Source organism: Streptomyces sp. NPDC034049, assembly GCF_055575575.1.
This window is the reverse complement of the sequence record NZ_JBVISJ010000004.1, coordinates 587,344-603,469: the sequence shown is the minus strand read 5'-3', so window position 1 is coordinate 603,469 and position 16,126 is coordinate 587,344. Positions and strand designations below refer to the sequence as shown.

16 protein-coding genes are annotated in these 16,126 nt (G+C 71.8%); 8 read left to right on the top strand and 8 right to left on the bottom strand.

Annotation, left to right across the window (positions count from 1 at the left end; all coding sequences use genetic code 11):
- Nucleotides 1-89: 89 nt before the first annotated feature.
- From ACZ52C_RS15890 to ACZ52C_RS15870, 5 genes are read right to left on the bottom strand one after another with little or no spacing between them, the layout of a single operon-like run.
- Nucleotides 90-962 carry a glycosyltransferase family 2 protein gene (locus ACZ52C_RS15890; protein ID WP_469075352.1) on the bottom strand — a complete coding sequence of 291 codons (873 nt, stop codon included), beginning with the start codon at nucleotides 960-962 and terminating at the stop codon, nucleotides 90-92.
- Between the two features lie 8 nt (nucleotides 963-970).
- A complete protein-coding gene (locus ACZ52C_RS15885) occupies nucleotides 971-1,699 on the bottom strand; it encodes a CDP-alcohol phosphatidyltransferase family protein (RefSeq protein ID WP_045556814.1) in 729 nt (242 codons plus the stop codon).
- Between the two features lie 28 nt (nucleotides 1,700-1,727).
- Nucleotides 1,728-2,792 carry an iron-containing alcohol dehydrogenase family protein gene (locus ACZ52C_RS15880; RefSeq protein ID WP_469075260.1) on the bottom strand — a complete coding sequence of 355 codons (1,065 nt, stop codon included), beginning with the start codon at nucleotides 2,790-2,792 and terminating at the stop codon, nucleotides 1,728-1,730.
- Entirely contained in the window at nucleotides 2,780-3,532 is a 753-nt protein-coding gene (locus ACZ52C_RS15875) for a phosphocholine cytidylyltransferase family protein (RefSeq protein WP_060882629.1), read from the bottom strand. The genes ACZ52C_RS15880 and ACZ52C_RS15875 overlap by 13 nt, the downstream gene beginning before the upstream one ends.
- Complete coding sequence (locus ACZ52C_RS15870; protein ID WP_469075351.1) at nucleotides 3,529-5,334, bottom strand: DUF5941 domain-containing protein; 1,806 nt, start codon at nucleotides 5,332-5,334, stop codon at nucleotides 3,529-3,531. The genes ACZ52C_RS15875 and ACZ52C_RS15870 overlap by 4 nt, the downstream gene beginning before the upstream one ends.
- Nucleotides 5,335-5,735: 401 nt before the next feature.
- Between ACZ52C_RS15870 and galE the strand changes: the two genes are divergently transcribed.
- The 4 genes from galE to idi all read left to right on the top strand — a co-directional run bounded on the left by galE (nucleotide 5,736) and on the right by idi (nucleotide 9,060).
- Nucleotides 5,736-6,707: a UDP-glucose 4-epimerase GalE gene (gene galE, locus ACZ52C_RS15865; protein WP_469075259.1), complete on the top strand. Its 972-nt coding sequence runs from the start codon at nucleotides 5,736-5,738 to the stop codon at nucleotides 6,705-6,707.
- 188 nt (nucleotides 6,708-6,895) lie between these two features.
- Nucleotides 6,896-7,834, top strand: a complete 939-nt coding sequence (locus tag ACZ52C_RS15860) for a cation diffusion facilitator family transporter (protein ID WP_469075258.1) — start codon at nucleotides 6,896-6,898, stop codon at nucleotides 7,832-7,834.
- Complete coding sequence (locus tag ACZ52C_RS15855) at nucleotides 7,825-8,343, top strand: GNAT family N-acetyltransferase (RefSeq protein ID WP_469075257.1); 519 nt, start codon at nucleotides 7,825-7,827, stop codon at nucleotides 8,341-8,343. The genes ACZ52C_RS15860 and ACZ52C_RS15855 overlap by 10 nt, the downstream gene beginning before the upstream one ends.
- Nucleotides 8,344-8,466: 123 nt before the next feature.
- Nucleotides 8,467-9,060 carry an isopentenyl-diphosphate Delta-isomerase gene (gene idi, locus ACZ52C_RS15850; protein ID WP_469075256.1) on the top strand — a complete coding sequence of 198 codons (594 nt, stop codon included), beginning with the start codon at nucleotides 8,467-8,469 and terminating at the stop codon, nucleotides 9,058-9,060.
- Nucleotides 9,061-9,090: 30 nt separating this feature from the next.
- On the opposite strand, the gene ACZ52C_RS15845 is transcribed toward idi, so the two are convergent.
- Entirely contained in the window at nucleotides 9,091-9,606 is a 516-nt protein-coding gene (locus ACZ52C_RS15845; protein WP_469075350.1) for an ATP-binding protein, read from the bottom strand.
- Between the two features lie 275 nt (nucleotides 9,607-9,881).
- On the opposite strand from ACZ52C_RS15845, the gene ACZ52C_RS15840 reads away from it, so the two are divergent.
- Nucleotides 9,882-10,625 (top strand): enoyl-CoA hydratase/isomerase family protein, encoded by a 744-nt coding sequence (locus ACZ52C_RS15840; RefSeq protein WP_469075255.1) that lies wholly within the window; start codon nucleotides 9,882-9,884, stop codon nucleotides 10,623-10,625.
- A gap of 15 nt (nucleotides 10,626-10,640) precedes the next feature.
- Here the strand turns inward: ACZ52C_RS15840 and ACZ52C_RS15835 are convergent, their stop codons facing one another.
- Both ACZ52C_RS15835 and ACZ52C_RS15830 read right to left on the bottom strand, forming a co-directional pair.
- Entirely contained in the window at nucleotides 10,641-11,276 is a 636-nt protein-coding gene (locus ACZ52C_RS15835) for a DJ-1/PfpI family protein (protein WP_469075254.1), read from the bottom strand.
- Between the two features lie 11 nt (nucleotides 11,277-11,287).
- The gene (locus ACZ52C_RS15830) at nucleotides 11,288-12,247 is read right to left on the bottom strand and encodes a GlxA family transcriptional regulator (protein WP_469075253.1); all 960 of its coding nucleotides are present in this window, start codon (nucleotides 12,245-12,247) and stop codon (nucleotides 11,288-11,290) included.
- 124 nt (nucleotides 12,248-12,371) lie between these two features.
- On the opposite strand from ACZ52C_RS15830, the gene ACZ52C_RS15825 reads away from it, so the two are divergent.
- The 3 genes from ACZ52C_RS15825 (at nucleotide 12,372) to ACZ52C_RS15815 (ending at nucleotide 16,014) form a co-directional block, all read left to right on the top strand.
- Nucleotides 12,372-13,238 carry an SCO6745 family protein gene (locus ACZ52C_RS15825; protein WP_469075252.1) on the top strand — a complete coding sequence of 289 codons (867 nt, stop codon included), beginning with the start codon at nucleotides 12,372-12,374 and terminating at the stop codon, nucleotides 13,236-13,238.
- An 86-nt stretch (nucleotides 13,239-13,324) separates the two neighbouring features.
- Complete coding sequence (locus ACZ52C_RS15820; RefSeq protein WP_169797823.1) at nucleotides 13,325-13,468, top strand: LPFR motif small protein; 144 nt, start codon at nucleotides 13,325-13,327, stop codon at nucleotides 13,466-13,468.
- Nucleotides 13,469-13,623: 155 nt separating this feature from the next.
- On the top strand, nucleotides 13,624-16,014 hold the full coding sequence (locus tag ACZ52C_RS15815) for a Tex family protein (RefSeq protein ID WP_469075251.1): 2,391 nt from the start codon (nucleotides 13,624-13,626) through the stop codon (nucleotides 16,012-16,014).
- The last annotated feature ends 112 nt before the right edge of the window (nucleotides 16,015-16,126 follow it).

Here is a 16,126-nt window from a genome sequence, read left to right as displayed (position 1 = left end):
AAACTTTCGTCCTCAAAGTGCGCAGCCTGGTCGGGCCGAGGCGGAAACCTGGACCGGGTACGGCCGCATGCTCTCAGATTTCGAGCGTGTCAGATGACGGGAGGGCGTCCCAGCCGGGTCAGCCGCCACACCGTACGCCACTTCATGGGCCGGCGGGGACCGCAGGGGCTGCTCCAGCCTTCCTTGAAGCCGCCGAACCAGGCCTTCAGGGCGGGTCCGGAGGGCTTGCGGAGCAGTGTCAGCAGCAGCCAGACACCCAGGTAGACCGGGACGAGCGGGGCCGGGAGGTTACGGCGCGCGAGCCAGACGCGGTTGCGCGCGACCATGCGGTGGTAGACCGCGTGCCGGGAGGGCGCGGTCGTGGGGTGGTACAGCACCATGTCGGACCGGTAGTCGATCATCCAGCCCGCGTCGAGGGCCCGCCATGCCAGGTCGGTTTCCTCGTGCGCGTAGAAGAATTCGTCCGGGAGGCCGCCGACTTCGGCGAAGACCTGGGTGCGTACGGCGTTGGCGCCGCCGAGGAAGGTGGTGACCCGGGAGGAGCGCATCGGGTCGGCCGCCCGCAACCGGGGCACATGGCGCCGCTGGGTCTCGCCGGTCTCCGGGTCGGCGATCCGGAAGCTGACGATGCCGAGCCTCGGGTCGGCCTCGAAGGCCCGGCGGCAGAGTTCGGCGGTGTCGTGGTGGGCGAGCAGACCGTCGTCGTCGAGGAAGAGCAGTACGTCGACGTCCCGGCCGCTGGGACCGAACGCCTCTATGCCGACGTTGCGGCCGCCGGGGATGCCGAGGTTCTCGGGCAGCTCGACCGTCCGTACGCCCTCGGGGACGTCCGGGACGGGCGAGCCGTTGCCGACGACGACCGCCTCGACCCGGTCGCCCTCCTGCTTGGCGACCGAGTCGAGGAGGGCGCGGAGCTCGTCGGGGCGGTTGCCCATGGTGATGATCACCGCGCCGACCTTCATGCCGCCGCTCACTTCAGCCTGCTGGAGACGAGGATCGACACCAGGTGCAGCAGGGTCTGGAGCAGCGCGATGCCGGCCAGGACGGCGACGCCCACCCGGGAGAAGAAGAGGTCGCCCCGGATCTGGTCCACGACCGCGAGGGCCAGGATCAGCAGGGAGGCCTCGACGCCGAGGATCAGCCGGTGGAACTTCAGGGCGGCGGCCGCCCTGCGGGCCAGCGCCATGCCGGAGGAGCGCGGCTCGGCGGCCGACTCCTGGACCGGCGGCTTGCCGGTCTGGTGCCGGGCGACCCCGACGAGGTCCGTCTCGGCCTTGATCAGGATGGCGCCGAGCGCGGCGAGCGTGCCCAGGAAGGCCCACAGCCAGTCGATCCGGCCGGTGCCCCACAGGTCGGCCGCGCGCAGTCCGAAGCCGACGAGGACGGCCGCGTCGCACAGGTAGGCGCCGACCCGGTCGACATAGACGCCGGTCATCGAGTACTGCTTGCGCCAGCGGGCGAGCTCGCCGTCGACGCAGTCGAACAGCAGGTACAGCTGGACCATCAGCACACCGAGGACGGCGCCCGGGATGCCCGGCACCAGCAGGGCCGGGGCGGCGAGGACGCCGAAGACGGTCATCAGATAGGTCAGCTGGTTGGGCGTGACCCGGGTGTTCACCAGGTGCCGGTCTATCCGCAGCGAGATCTCGCGCATGTAGAGCCGGCCGGCCCAGTGCTCACCGCTCCGCCGGTCCTTCACACCCGGGGGGTGAACGACCGGGCGGAGCTCAGCTACTGATGGCTTTGGCATAGTCGGCGTAGGCGTCCTTGATCTGTTCGGTGCTCAGTTCGAGGTGTTCCAGGATGGTGTAGCGGCCCGGCCGGGTCTGCGGGGCGAACTCCACGACCTGGACGAACTCGTCCACCGTGAAGCCGATCTCGTCCGGGAGGACGGGCAGGCCGTGGTGGCGGAGGACCTCGGACATCAGACCCGCCATGTCGTGGTTGCCGCGCAGGAACGTGGCGAACGCGCCGCCGAGACCGCACTGTTCGCCGTGCAGGGCGTTGCGCTTGGGGAAGCTGAGGTCGAAGGCGTGGCTGATCTCGTGGCAGGCGCCCGAGGCGGGACGACTGTCGCCGGCCACGGACATGGAAATCCCGCACAGGACGAGGGACTCGGAGAGCGTGGTCAGGAAGTCGTCGTCGCCGACCCCGCCGGGGTGGCGCAGCACGGCCTCGGCGGCCTGGCGGGCCATCGCGGCGGCCAGTCCGTCGACCTTCTCACCGGTCTCCCGGCTGGACAGCTCCCAGTCGGCCACGGCGGAGATCTTGCAGATCACGTCGCCGATGCCGGCCCGCACGAAGCGCACCGGGGCCTCACGGATGACGTCGAGGTCGATGACGATGCCGATCGGGTTCGGCACCCCGTAGGAGCCGCGGCCCGCGTCGTTGTCGAGGGTGGCCACCGGGGAGCACAGACCGTCGTTGGCGAGGTTGGTGGCGACGGCGACCAGCGGCAGGCCCACCCGGGCGGCCGCGTACTTGGCGCAGTCGATGACCTTGCCGCCGCCGAGCCCGACCACGGCGTCGTAGTGACCGCCCTTCTTGATCGAGTCGGCCAGCCGTACCGCGCCGTCGATGGTGCCGTCGGCGTCGCAGAACCAGTCCGCCTCCGGAAACGCGGGGGCGAACCGGTCGCGCAGCGCCGCGCCGGAGCCGGCGCTGATCGCGAAGGCCAGCCGGCCCGACGGCGCGATGCGCTGGTCCGACAGGATCGTCGCCAGATCATCGAGCGCGCCGGGACGGATGTCCACGACGACCGGCGAGGGGATGAGCCTCGTCAGTACTGGCACGCGATCTCACGTCCCTTGGCGAGGTCGTCGTGGTTGTCGATCTCGACCCACTTGACGTCACCGATGGGCGCGACGTCGATACGGAAGCCGCGGTTCACGAGCTCCTGGTAGCCGTGCTCGTAGAACTGCTGCGGGTCCGTCTCGAACACCGTCTTCAGGGCGTCGGCCAGCTCGTCGGCGGCCTCGCCCTCGATGAGGGTGACGCCGATGTACTCGCCCGTCGCCTCGGCCGGGTCCATCAGCTTGGTGATCTTGGTCATGCCGCCCTCGGGGCCGACGACGACCTTCATCTCCTCGTCGGCGAGGGACTTCACCGTGTCGAGGGCGAGGATGATCTTCTTGCCGTCGCCGCGGGCGGCGAGCAGGGTCTTCTCGACGGAGACCGGGTGCACGGTGTCGCCGTTGGCGAGGATCACCGAGTGCTTGATGGCGTCACGGCCGCACCACAGGGAGTAGGCGTTGTTCCACTCCTCGGCCTTGTCGTTGTCGATCAGGGTGATCTTGACGCCGTACTTCTGCTCCAGCGCCTCGCGGCGCTCGTAGACGGCCTCCTTGCGGTACCCGACGATGATCGCGACCTCGGTCAGGCCGATCTCGGCGAAGTTGCCGAGGGTGAGGTCGAGAACCGTGAGGCTCTCCTCGTCGCCCTCGGGGCCGACCGGCACCAGAGCCTTGGGGAGGGTGTCGGTGTAGGGGCGCAGACGCCGTCCGGCGCCGGCCGCCAGCACGAGGCCGATCATGCGGGTTCTCCTTCATCGTGTACGGCGGGTGCGCCGGTCTTGTGGGCGATCACCCAGAAGCGGATGCTCTCGAGGAGCACCAGCAGGGCCACGGCCACGGCGAGAGCCGTGAGCGCGACTGTGAACTCTGTGGGCGCGAGCAGTGCGGCCAGGACGGTGACCAGCAGGGTCCTGCCTTCGTGACCGCCGATCGCCCGCACCAGCCACCGCGGCGGCGCGCCTGCGTCGCCGCGGATGCGGTACACCGTGTCGTAGTGATGGTAGGCGACGGCCGCCACCAGCCCGAAAGCCGCGGGGAGGGCGCCGTTCACCTCGGCCTTGGCCGCCAGCAGCAGGATGGTGCCGTATTCGGCGGCGCGGAAGAGGGGCGGGATCAGCCAGTCGAGGGGGCCCTTGAGGGAGCGCTCGACGGCTTCTGCCGACAGCCCGACGTACAGCGCGGCCAGGGCGACGACCTGCCAGGCAGGGCCCCAGACCCAGGCGGCGGTCACCACGGCCACGGCTCCGAAGGCCGCACTGAGCAGTGCCGTCTTGCGCGGCGGGCCCGGCAGGAACCGCGCCAGCGCTTCGGCGAGCGGGCCGGTGTCCGCGAGATCCGCGAGGGCCTGGGCCGCCCGGTCCGTGCGCTGCGCCTTGCGGGTCAGCGAGCGCAGGACACGGCCCGCCGTGGTGTACGTCGCGGCGAACGCGCACCCGACGAGCAGGGCGTAGAAGGTGATGCGGGGCGTGGTGAGAGCCGTGAGGACGGCGATCATGGCCCAGCGCTCGCCGATCGGCAGCACGATCATGCGCCGTACCCACACCGTCCAGCCGACGCTGTCGAGCTTGCCGGAGAGGGCGGCGGTGGGGCTGGTGTTGGCGGTGGCGTCGTGGTTCGCCTCGTTGAAGGAGAAGTCGACGACGTGGCGGCAGGTCTGCAGGACCATCGCGCCGAGGGCCAGGGCCCATACGTCGTCACCACCCCGCGCGGCGCCGAGGGCGAGGCCCGCGTAGTAGGCGTACTCCTTGGCGCGGTCGAAGGTGGCGTCGAGCCAGGCGCCGAGGGTCGAGTACTGCAACGAGTAGCGGGCCAGCTGGCCGTCGGTGCAGTCCAGGACGAAGGAGAGGATCAGCAGGAGGCCGGCCGCGACGAATCCGCCGCGCGTGCCGGTGGCCGCGCAGCCGGCCGCGATCAGCGCGGTGATCAGCGAGGCCGTCGTGACCTGGTTCGGGGTCAGGCCCCGGCGGGCGCACCAGCGGGCGATGTAGCGGGAGTACGGGCTGATGAAGTACGTGGTGAAGAAGCCGTCGCGGGACTTCACCGCCGTCCGCAGCCGTACGGCCTCGTCGTCGACGGCGGCGACCGCCTGGCGGGCCTCGTTGCGGGCCTGCGGGTCGGCGGGGACGGCGGCGACCAGGGTGCCCAGCTCGGGGCGGTACAGACCGACGCCGTCGGCGTCGAGGGCGGCGACGACCCGGTCTGCGACGCTGTCGACGGCGACGGCCGTGGTGCCGCCCGCGTCCGAGCTCTCGCGGGCCAGCGCCCGGGTGAGCGCCTGACGGGCGGCGGGCTGCGCGGTCACGGCGCCCGGGAGGGCGGCGGCCTCGAAGCGGGGGTCGGTGAGCCCCAGGCGCAGCGCGTGCACATGGCCCACGAAACGGGCGTCGACGATCGCGACCCGCTGGTCCGCGGGCACCGTCGCCAGGAGCGTCTCGGCGTCACCGGCGTCGGAGGCGGTCCGTACGTCGAAGCCGAGCGACCGCAGATCGCCCTCCAGCGACGATCCGGGGACCGGCTGACCGGTGAGGATGGCGGTCGACAGACGAACTCACTCCCTGGGTGCCGACGCGACCGCGCCGGACATGTACGTGGTGGAGGCGCCCCGGCCCGCTGCGACCCGGCGGCGTGTCGGCAGAGGTTATCGGATGAAGAGAAGGAGGCGTTCACCGCCCGTTCACGGCCGGATCAGTTCGGCCTGCTCAAGCCGTCGGCCCTCCGCCGCGATCATCATCGGGGATGTGGGGGTTGCGCCACAAACTCCGGTGCGCATATCGGCGGATAGGGGATGAAGATATGGGCTCGCTCCTCGACGAGGGCCCGGATCCACGGCCCTTCAGGGGCGCGGGGAACTGCGCGAGCAACCACCGACGCCCCTTCACCCGCCAACCCTGCACACCGCCTACGGCGAACAGGCACACCACACCCCCCGCATAAAGTGACCGCATGACATGGCTGATCACAGGCGGGGCGGGCTACATCGGCGCACACGTGGCGAAGGTCATGACCGGGGCCGGTGAACGCGTCGTCGCCCTGGACGACCTCTCCGCGGGGGTCCGCGGCCGCCTCCCCGAGGACATCCCCCTGGTCCACGGCTCCGCCCTCGACGGCGACCTGCTCAAGCGGGTGCTCACCGAGCACGCCGTGACCGGTGTGGTCCACCTCGCGGCGCGCAAGCAGGTGGGCGAGTCGGTCGCCCAGCCCACCCGTTACTACCAGGAGAACGTCGGCGGCCTCGCCACGCTCCTGGAGGCGGCGGCCGCCGCCGGGGTCGAGCGTTTCCTCTTCTCCTCCTCCGCGGCCGTCTACGGCAACCCGGACGTGGACCTCATCACGGAGGACACCCCGTGCGCCCCGATGAGCCCGTACGGCGAGACCAAGCTGGCCGGGGAGTGGCTGGTCAGGGCGGCAGGGCGGGCGCACGGCATCGCGACCGTGTGTCTGCGCTACTTCAACGTGGCCGGCGCCGCGGAGCCCGCCCTGGCCGACACCGGCATCTTCAACGTCATCCCGATGGTCTTCGACCGCCTCACCCGTGACGAGGCCCCGCGGATCTTCGGCGACGACTACCCGACCCCGGACGGCACCTGCGTCCGCGACTACATCCATGTCGCCGATCTCGCCGACGCGCACCTCGCGGCGGCCCGGCGACTGACCGCCGGGGACCTCTCGGGCGACCTGACCGTGAACATCGGCCGGGGCGAAGGCGTTTCGGTCCGCGAACTCGTCGACCTCATCGGCGAGGTGACCGGCGACCGCCGTCCCGCGCTCGTCGAGCCCCGCCGTCCCGGTGACGCGCCGCGCGCGGTCGCCTCGGCCGAGCGGGCGCGACGCGAGCTCGGCTGGACGGCCCGGCGTGAGGTGCGCGAGATGGTCGAGTCGGCCTGGGCAGGGTGGCGGCTGCACCGCGGTCTCTGACCTCTCCCGGCCTTTCCCAGCCTTTCCCGACCGCCGTCCCGATCATGCGGCGCTCTGACCTGCGTACTCGTTTCCGCAGGTCAGAGCACATGACAACGGTGTTCAGTGCCGCGTTGCCGGATACCCCCCACCCGTAGTTGACTGTGATCCGGAGCCGAACACACGGACGCACGAGAGAGGCGGATCCCATGGGGGCCGGTCACGATCACGGGCACGCGCAGCACGCGCCGACCAGCGGTACGGCGGCAGCGGCGTACCGCGGGCGGCTGCGGATCGCGCTGTCGATCACGCTCACCGTGATGGTGGTCGAGATCGTCGGCGGCGTGCTCGCCGATTCGCTGGCGCTCATCGCCGACGCGGCGCACATGGCGACGGACGCGGTGGGCCTCGGCATGGCGCTCCTCGCGATCCACTTCGCGAACCGTCCGCCGAGCGGCAACCGCACCTTCGGCTACGCCCGCGCCGAGATACTCGCGGCGCTCGCCAACTGTCTGCTGCTGCTCGGCGTCGGCGGCTATGTGCTGTACGAGGCGATCCAGCGGTTCATCACCCCGGTCGGGACCCAGGGCGGGCTGACCGTCGTCTTCGGCGCGATCGGTCTGGTGGCGAACATGATCTCGCTGTCGCTGCTGATGCGGGGCCAGAAGGAGAGCCTCAACGTCCGGGGCGCCTTCCTGGAGGTGGCCGCGGACGCGCTCGGTTCGCTGGCGGTGATCATCTCCGCGACGGTCATCCTGCTCACCGGCTGGCAGGCCGCCGACCCGATCGCTTCGCTCGCCATCGGTGTGATGATCATCCCGCGAACGGTGAAGCTGCTGCGCGAGACCCTCGACGTCCTGCTGGAAGCGGCGCCGAAGAACGTCGACATGGCCGAGGTGCGGGCCCATATCCTGGCGCTGCCCGGCGTGGAGGACGTCCACGATCTGCACGCCTGGACCATCACCTCCGGCATGCCGGTGCTCTCCGCCCATGTGGTGGTGAGCTCGGAGACGCTGGACTCCATCGGCCACGAGAAGATGCTGCACGACCTCCAGGGCTGCATCGGCGACCACTTCGACGTCGAGCACTGCACCTTCCAGCTGGAGCCGGGCGGCCACGCGGAACACGAGGCGAAGCTGTGCCACTGACCACCGGCTGGACCACGCGGCCGGAGACGTCCGCCGACCGCCCGGGGGTGTACGCCGTCAATGCCGCCGCCTTCGAGACCGACGCGGAGGCGCGGCTGGTCGACGCGCTGCGCGAGGATCCCGGCGCGTGGCTCCCGGACCTGTCCTACGTCGCCGAGGCGGCGGACGGCACGATCGCGGCGTACGCGCTGATCACCCGCTGCCATGTCGACGAGGCGCCCGCGCTGGCGCTGGCCCCCGTCGCGGTGCTGCCGGAGCACCAGCGGCAGGGGGCGGGCGCGGCCGTCGTACGCGCGGTGCTGGAGGCGGCACGCGCGCGCGGGGAGCGGCTCGTCCTCGTCCTGGGGCATCCCGCGTACTACCCGCGCTTCGGCTTCGTACGGGCGTCCGAGTACGGCATCCGGCCGGGGTTCGAGGTGCCGGACGAGGCGATGATGGCGCTGGTCCTGGACGGTTCCGCCGCGGTGGCACCCGGCACCATCAGGTACGCGGCAGCGTTCGGGGTCTGATCCACGGCCCATGTGTCTCCGGCCGGGGTGTGCGGGTAGGACATGCGGGTCGACCGCGAAGTGCCGGAAGCGCCGGTTGCGTGCGGCAGACTTGAGGCTCGAAGAACGAGGCGAAGGATGGGCATGCCGATCACACCTGCCACCGCGATGCACAGTCCCGAGAGCGGCACCACGGAAGCGATCCTGCTGGAGCTGGTCGACGAGGACGGCACCACGATCGGCACCGCGGAGAAGCTGGCCGCTCATCAGCCGCCCGGTCGACTGCACCGGGCGTTCTCCGTCTTCCTCTTCGACGAGCGCGGGCGGCTGCTGCTGCAGCAGCGGGCCCTCGGCAAGTACCACTCCCCCGGTGTCTGGTCGAACACCTGCTGCGGCCACCCCTACCCGGGCGAGTCCCCCTTCGCGGCGGCCGCGCGCCGCACCCACGAGGAGCTGGGGGTCTCCCCCGCGCTGCTCGGCGAGGCGGGCACCGTCCGCTACAACCACCCGGACCCGGACTCGGGTCTGGTGGAGCAGGAGTTCAACCATCTCTTCGTCGGGCTGCTCCAGTCCCCGCTCCGGCCGGACCCGGAGGAGGTCGGGGACACCGCGTTCGTCACCCCGGCCGAGCTGGCGGAGCGGCATGCCGAGGACCCGTTCTCGGCGTGGTTCATGACGGTCCTGGACGCGGCGCGCCCGGCGGTCAGGGAGCTGACGGGGCCGGCCGCGGGCTGGTGACCGGCGGTCGCCGGCCCGCGGCCGGCGACCTCACCCCTGGATCAGATGTGCGGGTTCGAGCGGCAGGGCGACCCAGATCACCTTGCCGCCGCTCGCGGTGTGCTCCACGTCGCAGGCCCCGCCCGCCTCCAGCGTGATCTCCCGCACCAGGAGCAGTCCACGGCCGCCCACCCGGCCGTGGTCGGTCTCCAGGGCGGTCGGGCGGTAGGGGTGGTTGTCCTCCACCGAGACCCGCACCCACTCGGCTCCGACGGCGACCTCGACGGCGAGCGTGGGCGACAGGAGCGCCGCGTGTTTCACGGCGTTCGTCACCAGCTCGGAGACGATCAGCAGGAGCCCCTGGACGAGGTCGTCCGAGATCGGTACGCCCTGGCGGGCGAGCAGCTCCCGGACGGCACGCCGCGCCTGCGGCACCGAGGCGTCGACGGCGGCGGCGGTGAACCGCCAGACCCCTTCGTAGGGCAGTGGCTCCGGTGGCCTCCGGTCGTCGGGGCCGTGCCCGCCACCGTCAGGGCGTGGGTCGCTCCCGCGCCCTTGGTCGTCCATGGTCCGGTCGCCACCCTTGCGCTCGATTGTCACCACATGTCGAGTGTTGGCAACTCGGCACCGCGCACGGAGAACTGAACAGAAGTCAGCATGTATCGATGACTTTCGGATCAGTCGTGAGCGAGTCGGTCGGGCACATGACAGCACCGTTTCGATATGCGTCGCTTTCGGAACTATTCGGGTTGTACGCGTTTGACGCCGGTCTCGCCCGCTTCCTCCCCCGGCCCCACCCACCGCCTCGATCGCCCGGAAAGCGACTGGCTAGCATCCGGGACATGGAGCCTCAGCTGCGCGACACCGTCGCCGACGGGATCGCGACCGTCGTGATCCACCACCCCGCCAAGCGCAACGCCATGACGGCCGGGATGTGGCGGGCGCTGCCGCCACTGCTCGACCGCCTGGCCGCCGACACGGAGGTACGGGCCCTGGTGCTCACCGGGGAGGGCGGGACGTTCTGCGCGGGGGCCGACATCTCCACACTGCGGGGGTCGCCGGACGAGGCCCAGGGGCTGGCCGGTCTCGCCGAGGAGGCCCTCGCCGCCTTCCCGAAGCCGACCCTCGCGGCGATCCGGGGGCACTGCGTGGGCGGCGGGGCGCAGCTGGCGGCGGCCTGCGATCTGCGGTTCGCGCAGGAGGGAGCGCTGTTCGGGATCACCCCGGCGAAACTGGGGCTCGTCTATCCCGCCTCCTCCACCCGCAGGCTGGTGTCGCTGGTCGGGCCGAGCACCGCCAAGTACCTGCTGTTCTCGGGCGAGCTGATCGACACGGAGCGTGCGCTGCGCACGGGGCTGGTGGACGAGGTGCTGCGCGAGGACGAACTCATGGGCCGGGTGGCGGAGTTCACCCGGACCCTGGCCTCGCGCTCACGGCTGACGCAGGCGGCGGCCAAGGAGTTCGCCGACGGCCGCACCGACCGTGACGCCCACTGGGCCGAACAGGCGCGCGGCAGCGGCGACACCGCGGAGGGCGTCACCGCGTTCCTGGAGCGCCGGCAGCCCCGGTTCACCTGGAGCGCCTGAACTCCGCGCCCCGTCTCACCGCAGGACGTGACGGCTGTTCCCGCGGAACCATTCGACGAGGTGGGCGGGCGCCTTCTCCGGTGCGCCCGCGTCGTACGGCGGCTGCGGGTCGTACTCCGTCGCCAGTTGGATCGCCTGGGCATGGTCGTCGCCCGCGATCCGGCCGAGCAGGGTCAGACCCATGTCGATGCCGGAGGAGACTCCGGCCGCGGTGACGTACTTGCCGTCGAACACCACCCGCTCTCCCGTCGGCTTCACGCCGAACCGCTCCAGCGCGTCGAGGGCGAGCCAGTGCGAGGTGGCGCTGCGGCCCTTCAGCAGGCCCGCGGCGGCGAGCAGCAGGGAGCCGGTGCACACGGAGGTCGTCCAGGCGCTGGTGGCGTCCGCTGCGCGCAGCCAGCCCAGCAGGGCCTCGTTCTCCATCTGGGCGCTCTGCCCGGGTCCACCGGGAACGATCACGATGTCGGGGTTCGGCACCTCGGCCAGGGTCCTGTCGGCGGTGATCGCCAGGGTTCCCTGGTCGGTACGGACCGGGCCGGTCTCCTCGGCGACGAAGAGCACTTCCGCGTCCGGGGCACGGCCGAGCGTCTCGTAGGGGCCCACGGCGTCGAGGGCGGTGAAGCGGTCGAAGAGGACGATGGCGATCTGCATGGAGTTCCCTTTCAGTGGGCGGGCGAGGCGGCCGGGCGGAAGCGGCGGCGGTACTCGGCCGGGGAGACGGCGAGCGCTTTGACGAAGGCGCGGCGCATCGCCTCGGCGGTGCCGTAGCCGCAGGCGCGGGAGATCTCCTCCACTCCGTCGGAGGTGTCCTCCAGGAGGCGGCGGGCGTGTTCGAGGCGGACACGGTCGACGTACCGGCCGGGGGTCATGCCCGTCTCGGCGCGGAAGGCACGGGCGAAGTGGCGGGGCGAGAGCCGGGCGCGGGCGGCCAGGTGTTCGACGCTCAGGTCGTCGCCGGGGTGCTCGGTGATCCATCGCTGGACCTCGCGCAGCGGTTCCCGGTGCGCGGTCTGGGCGGCGAGCTGGGCGCTGAACTGCGCCTGGTTGCCCGGGCGGCGCAGAAAGACGACGAGATGACGGGCGATGGCGAGGGCGGCCTCGCGGCCGATGTCCTCCTCGACGAGCGCGAGGGCGAGGTCGATGCCGGCGGTGACGCCGGCGGAGGTGGCGATGTGCCCGTCGCGGACGTAGATGGGGTCGGGGTCGACCTCGACCGCCGGGTGGTGGCGGGCCAGGGTGTCGCAGTACGCCCAGTGGGTGGTCGCCCGGCGGCCGTCCAGGAAGCCCGCCTCGGCGAGCAGGATGGCGCCGGTGCAGACCGACACCAGGCGTTCCGCGCGCGAGCCGTGCTCGCGCAGCCATTCGACGACCCCGGCGGCCGGGTTCCGTGTGCCCTGGCCGCCCGGGACGAGCAGGGTGTGCGGGGCCGGGGCGACGGCGAGGGTGTGGTCCGGGACGAGGGTGAGGCCGCTGGAGGTGCGTACGGGTGCGCCGTCCAGGGAGGCCGTGGCGATGCGGTAGGTCCCCGGTGTGTGCTGTTCCGCGCCGGCGAAGACCTCCAGCGGGCCGGTGATGTCGAGGCTCTGCACGCCGTCGAAGAGGACGACCAGGACAGTTCGCATGCCCTCGATTCTTGGGCGGCCAGACCATGACCGCAATGACGAGCACCCCACCTTTCCTGCCATGGCCGGAGGCGGGGCGGGGCCGCCCCCGACGACGTACCAACCAGTCGGTAACCTCCCCGGCATGACCTCTTCTCTGCCGGAGCGCGCCGGGCGGCGCTGCCACAGCCTCCTCAATCCGTTCCACTCCGCGCACTACTTCTCGCCGGACCTCGGGCGGGAACTTGCCGCCGTGGGGGTCGAGGACCCGAAGGCGGCGTACTTCGCCGTACGGTCCGCCGCCCTGGGCGCCGTCGGCGCGGGCGTCGTGACGGCGACGTTCTTCAACTTCCGTCACGAGCTGGTGGCGGAGCACGTGCCCGCCGTGTGGGGGACGGCGTCGCCGCCGGTGGTGCTGGCGGCCCGCGAGCGTGCCGTCGACGCCACGCTGCGACGGCTCCTCGGCGAGGAACTGATCGCCTCCGGGGAGATCGCCGAGGCGGCGGAGCTGGCGCTGCGCGCCACGGAGGCGTGCGCGCGGACCGCGCGCCCCCTGTACGCCGCGCACGCCGATCTCCCCGTACCCGAGCGCCCTCATCTCGCGCTCTGGCACGCGGCCACCCTGCTGCGCGAGCACCGGGGCGACGGACATCTCGCGGTGCTCCTGGACGCCGGTCTCGACCCGGTCGAGGCCCTGGCCAGCCATGCCGCGACCGGGAAGGGCATGTCGCCGAAGTGGGCCACCGCCACGCGCGGCTGGACGCGGGAGGAGTGGGACGCCGCGTGCGCCCGGCTCCGCGAGCGCGGGCTCCTCGACGCCGAGGGCGGGCTGACGCAGGCGGGTACGGCTCTCCGCAGGGACGTCGAGGACGCGACGGACCGCCTGGACCTGGCCCCGTACGAGCGTCTGGGCGCGGCCGGGGTGGAGCGGCTCACCGAGCTGATGACCGGCCTGGTGACCACGATGCTCGGCGCGGGGGCGTTCCCGGCGGGCATGATCGGCAAGAGCTGAGCACGGACGGCACAGGCATGAACGGTGCCGGGTGCGGTACCCGGTGGTTCCTGGCCCAGCCAGCCGGGAGACGAAAGGGGAAGTACGTGTTCCGTGCGATCGCAGACGTGTTGCGGCAGATCGGTGGGGCCATCGCGACGGTGGTCACGCTGCCGTTCCGGGCCGTGGCCCGGCTCTTCGGAGGCGCGTCGAGCTCGACGCGCCGCACCGGGCGGGCCCGCCGGGCCTGAGGACGGCCGGGCCGTGAAGCACGGGAGCCGGACGCGTGGTCGCGTCCGGCTCCCCCGCTGTCCGGAACCCGCGCGTTTCCCTCCCTGCGCCCCCGCTGTCCGTGCCACCTGCCACAATTGCCGCGCAACCTCAGTGGAGAAGGCGGTACGGGAACGTGACGACACCCGGGTCCATCGAAGTACGGTCCATCGAAAGCAGGATCGCCGAGGAGCTCGGCGTACGGGAGCGGCAGGTCAGGGCCGCGGTGGAACTGCTCGACGGCGGTTCGACCGTGCCCTTCATCGCCCGGTACCGCAAGGAAGCGACCGAGATGCTCGACGACGCGCAGCTGCGCACGCTCGAGGAGCGGCTGCGCTACCTGCGGGAGCTGGAGGAGCGGCGCGCCGCGATCCTCGAATCGGTGCGCGAGCAGGGCAAGTTGACGCCCGAGGTCGAGGAGCGGATCCGCGGCGCCGAGACCAAGGCCCGCCTGGAGGACATCTACCTCCCCTTCAAGCCGAAGCGGCGCACCAAGGCGCAGATCGCCCGCGAGGCCGGCCTCGAACCGCTGGCCGAGGGCCTGCTCGGCGACCCGACCGTCGAGCCGCTGGCCGCCGCCGCGGCGTTCGTGGACGCCGACAAGGGCGTCGCCGACCCGCAGGCCGCCCTGGACGGTGCGCGGGCGATCCTCACCGAGCGGTTCTCCGAGGACGCCGACCTGATCGGCGAGCTGCGCGAGCGCATGTGGGTACGGGGCCGCCTCGCCGCCAAGGTGAAGGAGGGCAAGGAGGAGGCGGGCGCCAAGTTCGCCGACTACTTCGACTTCGCCGAGCCGTTCACCGAGCTGCCCTCGCACCGCATCCTGGCGATGCTGCGCGGCGAGAAGGAGGACGTCCTCGATCTCGTCCTGGAGCCGGAGGAGCCCTCCGAGCAGCCCGGCCCGTCGTCGTACGAGGGGATCGTCGCCCATCGTTTCCAGATCGCCGACCGGGGGCGCCCCGGCGACAAGTGGCTGACGGACACCGTCCGTTGGGCCTGGCGGACCCGGATCCTCGTCCACCTCGGCATCGATCTGCGGCTGCGGCTGCGGACGGCCGCCGAGGACGAGGCGGTGAACGTGTTCGCGGCGAACCTGCGCGACCTGCTCCTCGCCGCCCCGGCGGGGACCCGCGCGACGCTGGGCCTGGACCCCGGTTTCCGTACGGGGGTGAAGGTCGCCGTGGTGGACGCCACCGGCAAGGTCGTCGCCACCGACGTCATCTACCCGCACGTCCCGGCCAACAAGTGGGACGAGGCCATCGCCAAGCTGGCGCGCCTGGCCAAGGAGCACGCGGTCGAGCTGATCGCCATCGGCAACGGCACGGCGTCCCGCGAGACCGACAAGCTCGCCGGTGAACTGATCACCAAGCACCCGGAGTTGAAGCTCACCAAGGTGATGGTGTCCGAGGCGGGCGCGTCCGTGTACTCGGCGTCGGCGTTCGCCTCGCAGGAGCTGCCCGGGATGGACGTCTCGCTGCGGGGCGCCGTCTCCATCGCGCGCCGCCTCCAGGACCCGCTCGCCGAGCTGGTCAAGATCGACCCCAAGTCGATCGGTGTCGGTCAGTACCAGCACGACCTGTCCGAGGTGAAGCTGTCGCGTTCGCTGGACGCGGTGGTCGAGGACTGTGTGAACGGTGTGGGCGTCGACGTGAACACGGCCTCCGCGCCGCTGCTCGCCCGTGTCTCCGGCATCTCCTCCGGGCTCGCCGAGAACATCGTGGCCCACCGCGACGCCAACGGCCCCTTCACCTCGCGTGCCGAGCTGAAGGGCGTGGCGCGGCTCGGCCCCAAGGCGTACGAGCAGTGCGCGGGCTTCCTGCGGATCCGGGGCGGCGCCGACCCGCTGGACGCGTCCAGCGTGCACCCGGAGGCGTACCCGGTGGTGCGGCGGATGGTGAAGACGGCGGGCAGCGAGGTCGCGGCGCTGATCGGCAACACGAGTGTGCTGCGGTCGCTGAGGCCCGGGGACTTCGTGGACGAGACGTTCGGTCTGCCGACGGTGACGGACATCCTGAAGGAGCTGGAGAAGCCGGGGCGGGACCCCCGGCCGGCCTTCAAGACGGCCACCTTCAAGGAAGGCGTCGAGAAGATCTCCGACCTTGAGGCCGGGATGGTCCTGGAGGGCGTCGTGACGAACGTCGCGGCCTTCGGGGCGTTCATCGACGTCGGTGTCCACCAGGACGGGCTGGCGCACGTCTCCGCGCTGTCCCGGACCTTCGTCAAGGATCCGCGTGACGTGGTCAAGCCCGGGGACATCGTGAAGGTGAAGGTGCTCGACGTCGACATTCCGCGGAAGCGGATCTCGCTGACGCTGCGGTTGGACGACGAGGCGGCGCCGAAGGGGGCAGCCGCCGGGCAGGCCGGTGGAGGGGCTCGGTCTCAGCGCGGGGCGCGTGGGGGGCAGCCGCCGCGGCAGCAGGGGCGTGGGGGTTCGCGGCAGGGGGGTGCGTCGGCGCCGCCGCCGGCGAACAGTGCGATGGCGGATGCGTTGAGGCGGGCGGGGTTGGTGAACAAGAAGCGGGGGTGAGTGGTTCGGGGTGGGTGGGTGAGTGCGGGTCCGGCGGGGGTTCTCGCGCAGTTCCCCGCGCCCCTGAAAAAGCGGGGCTGCGCCCCGGCTTTTTTCAGGCCCGCAGGGCCTG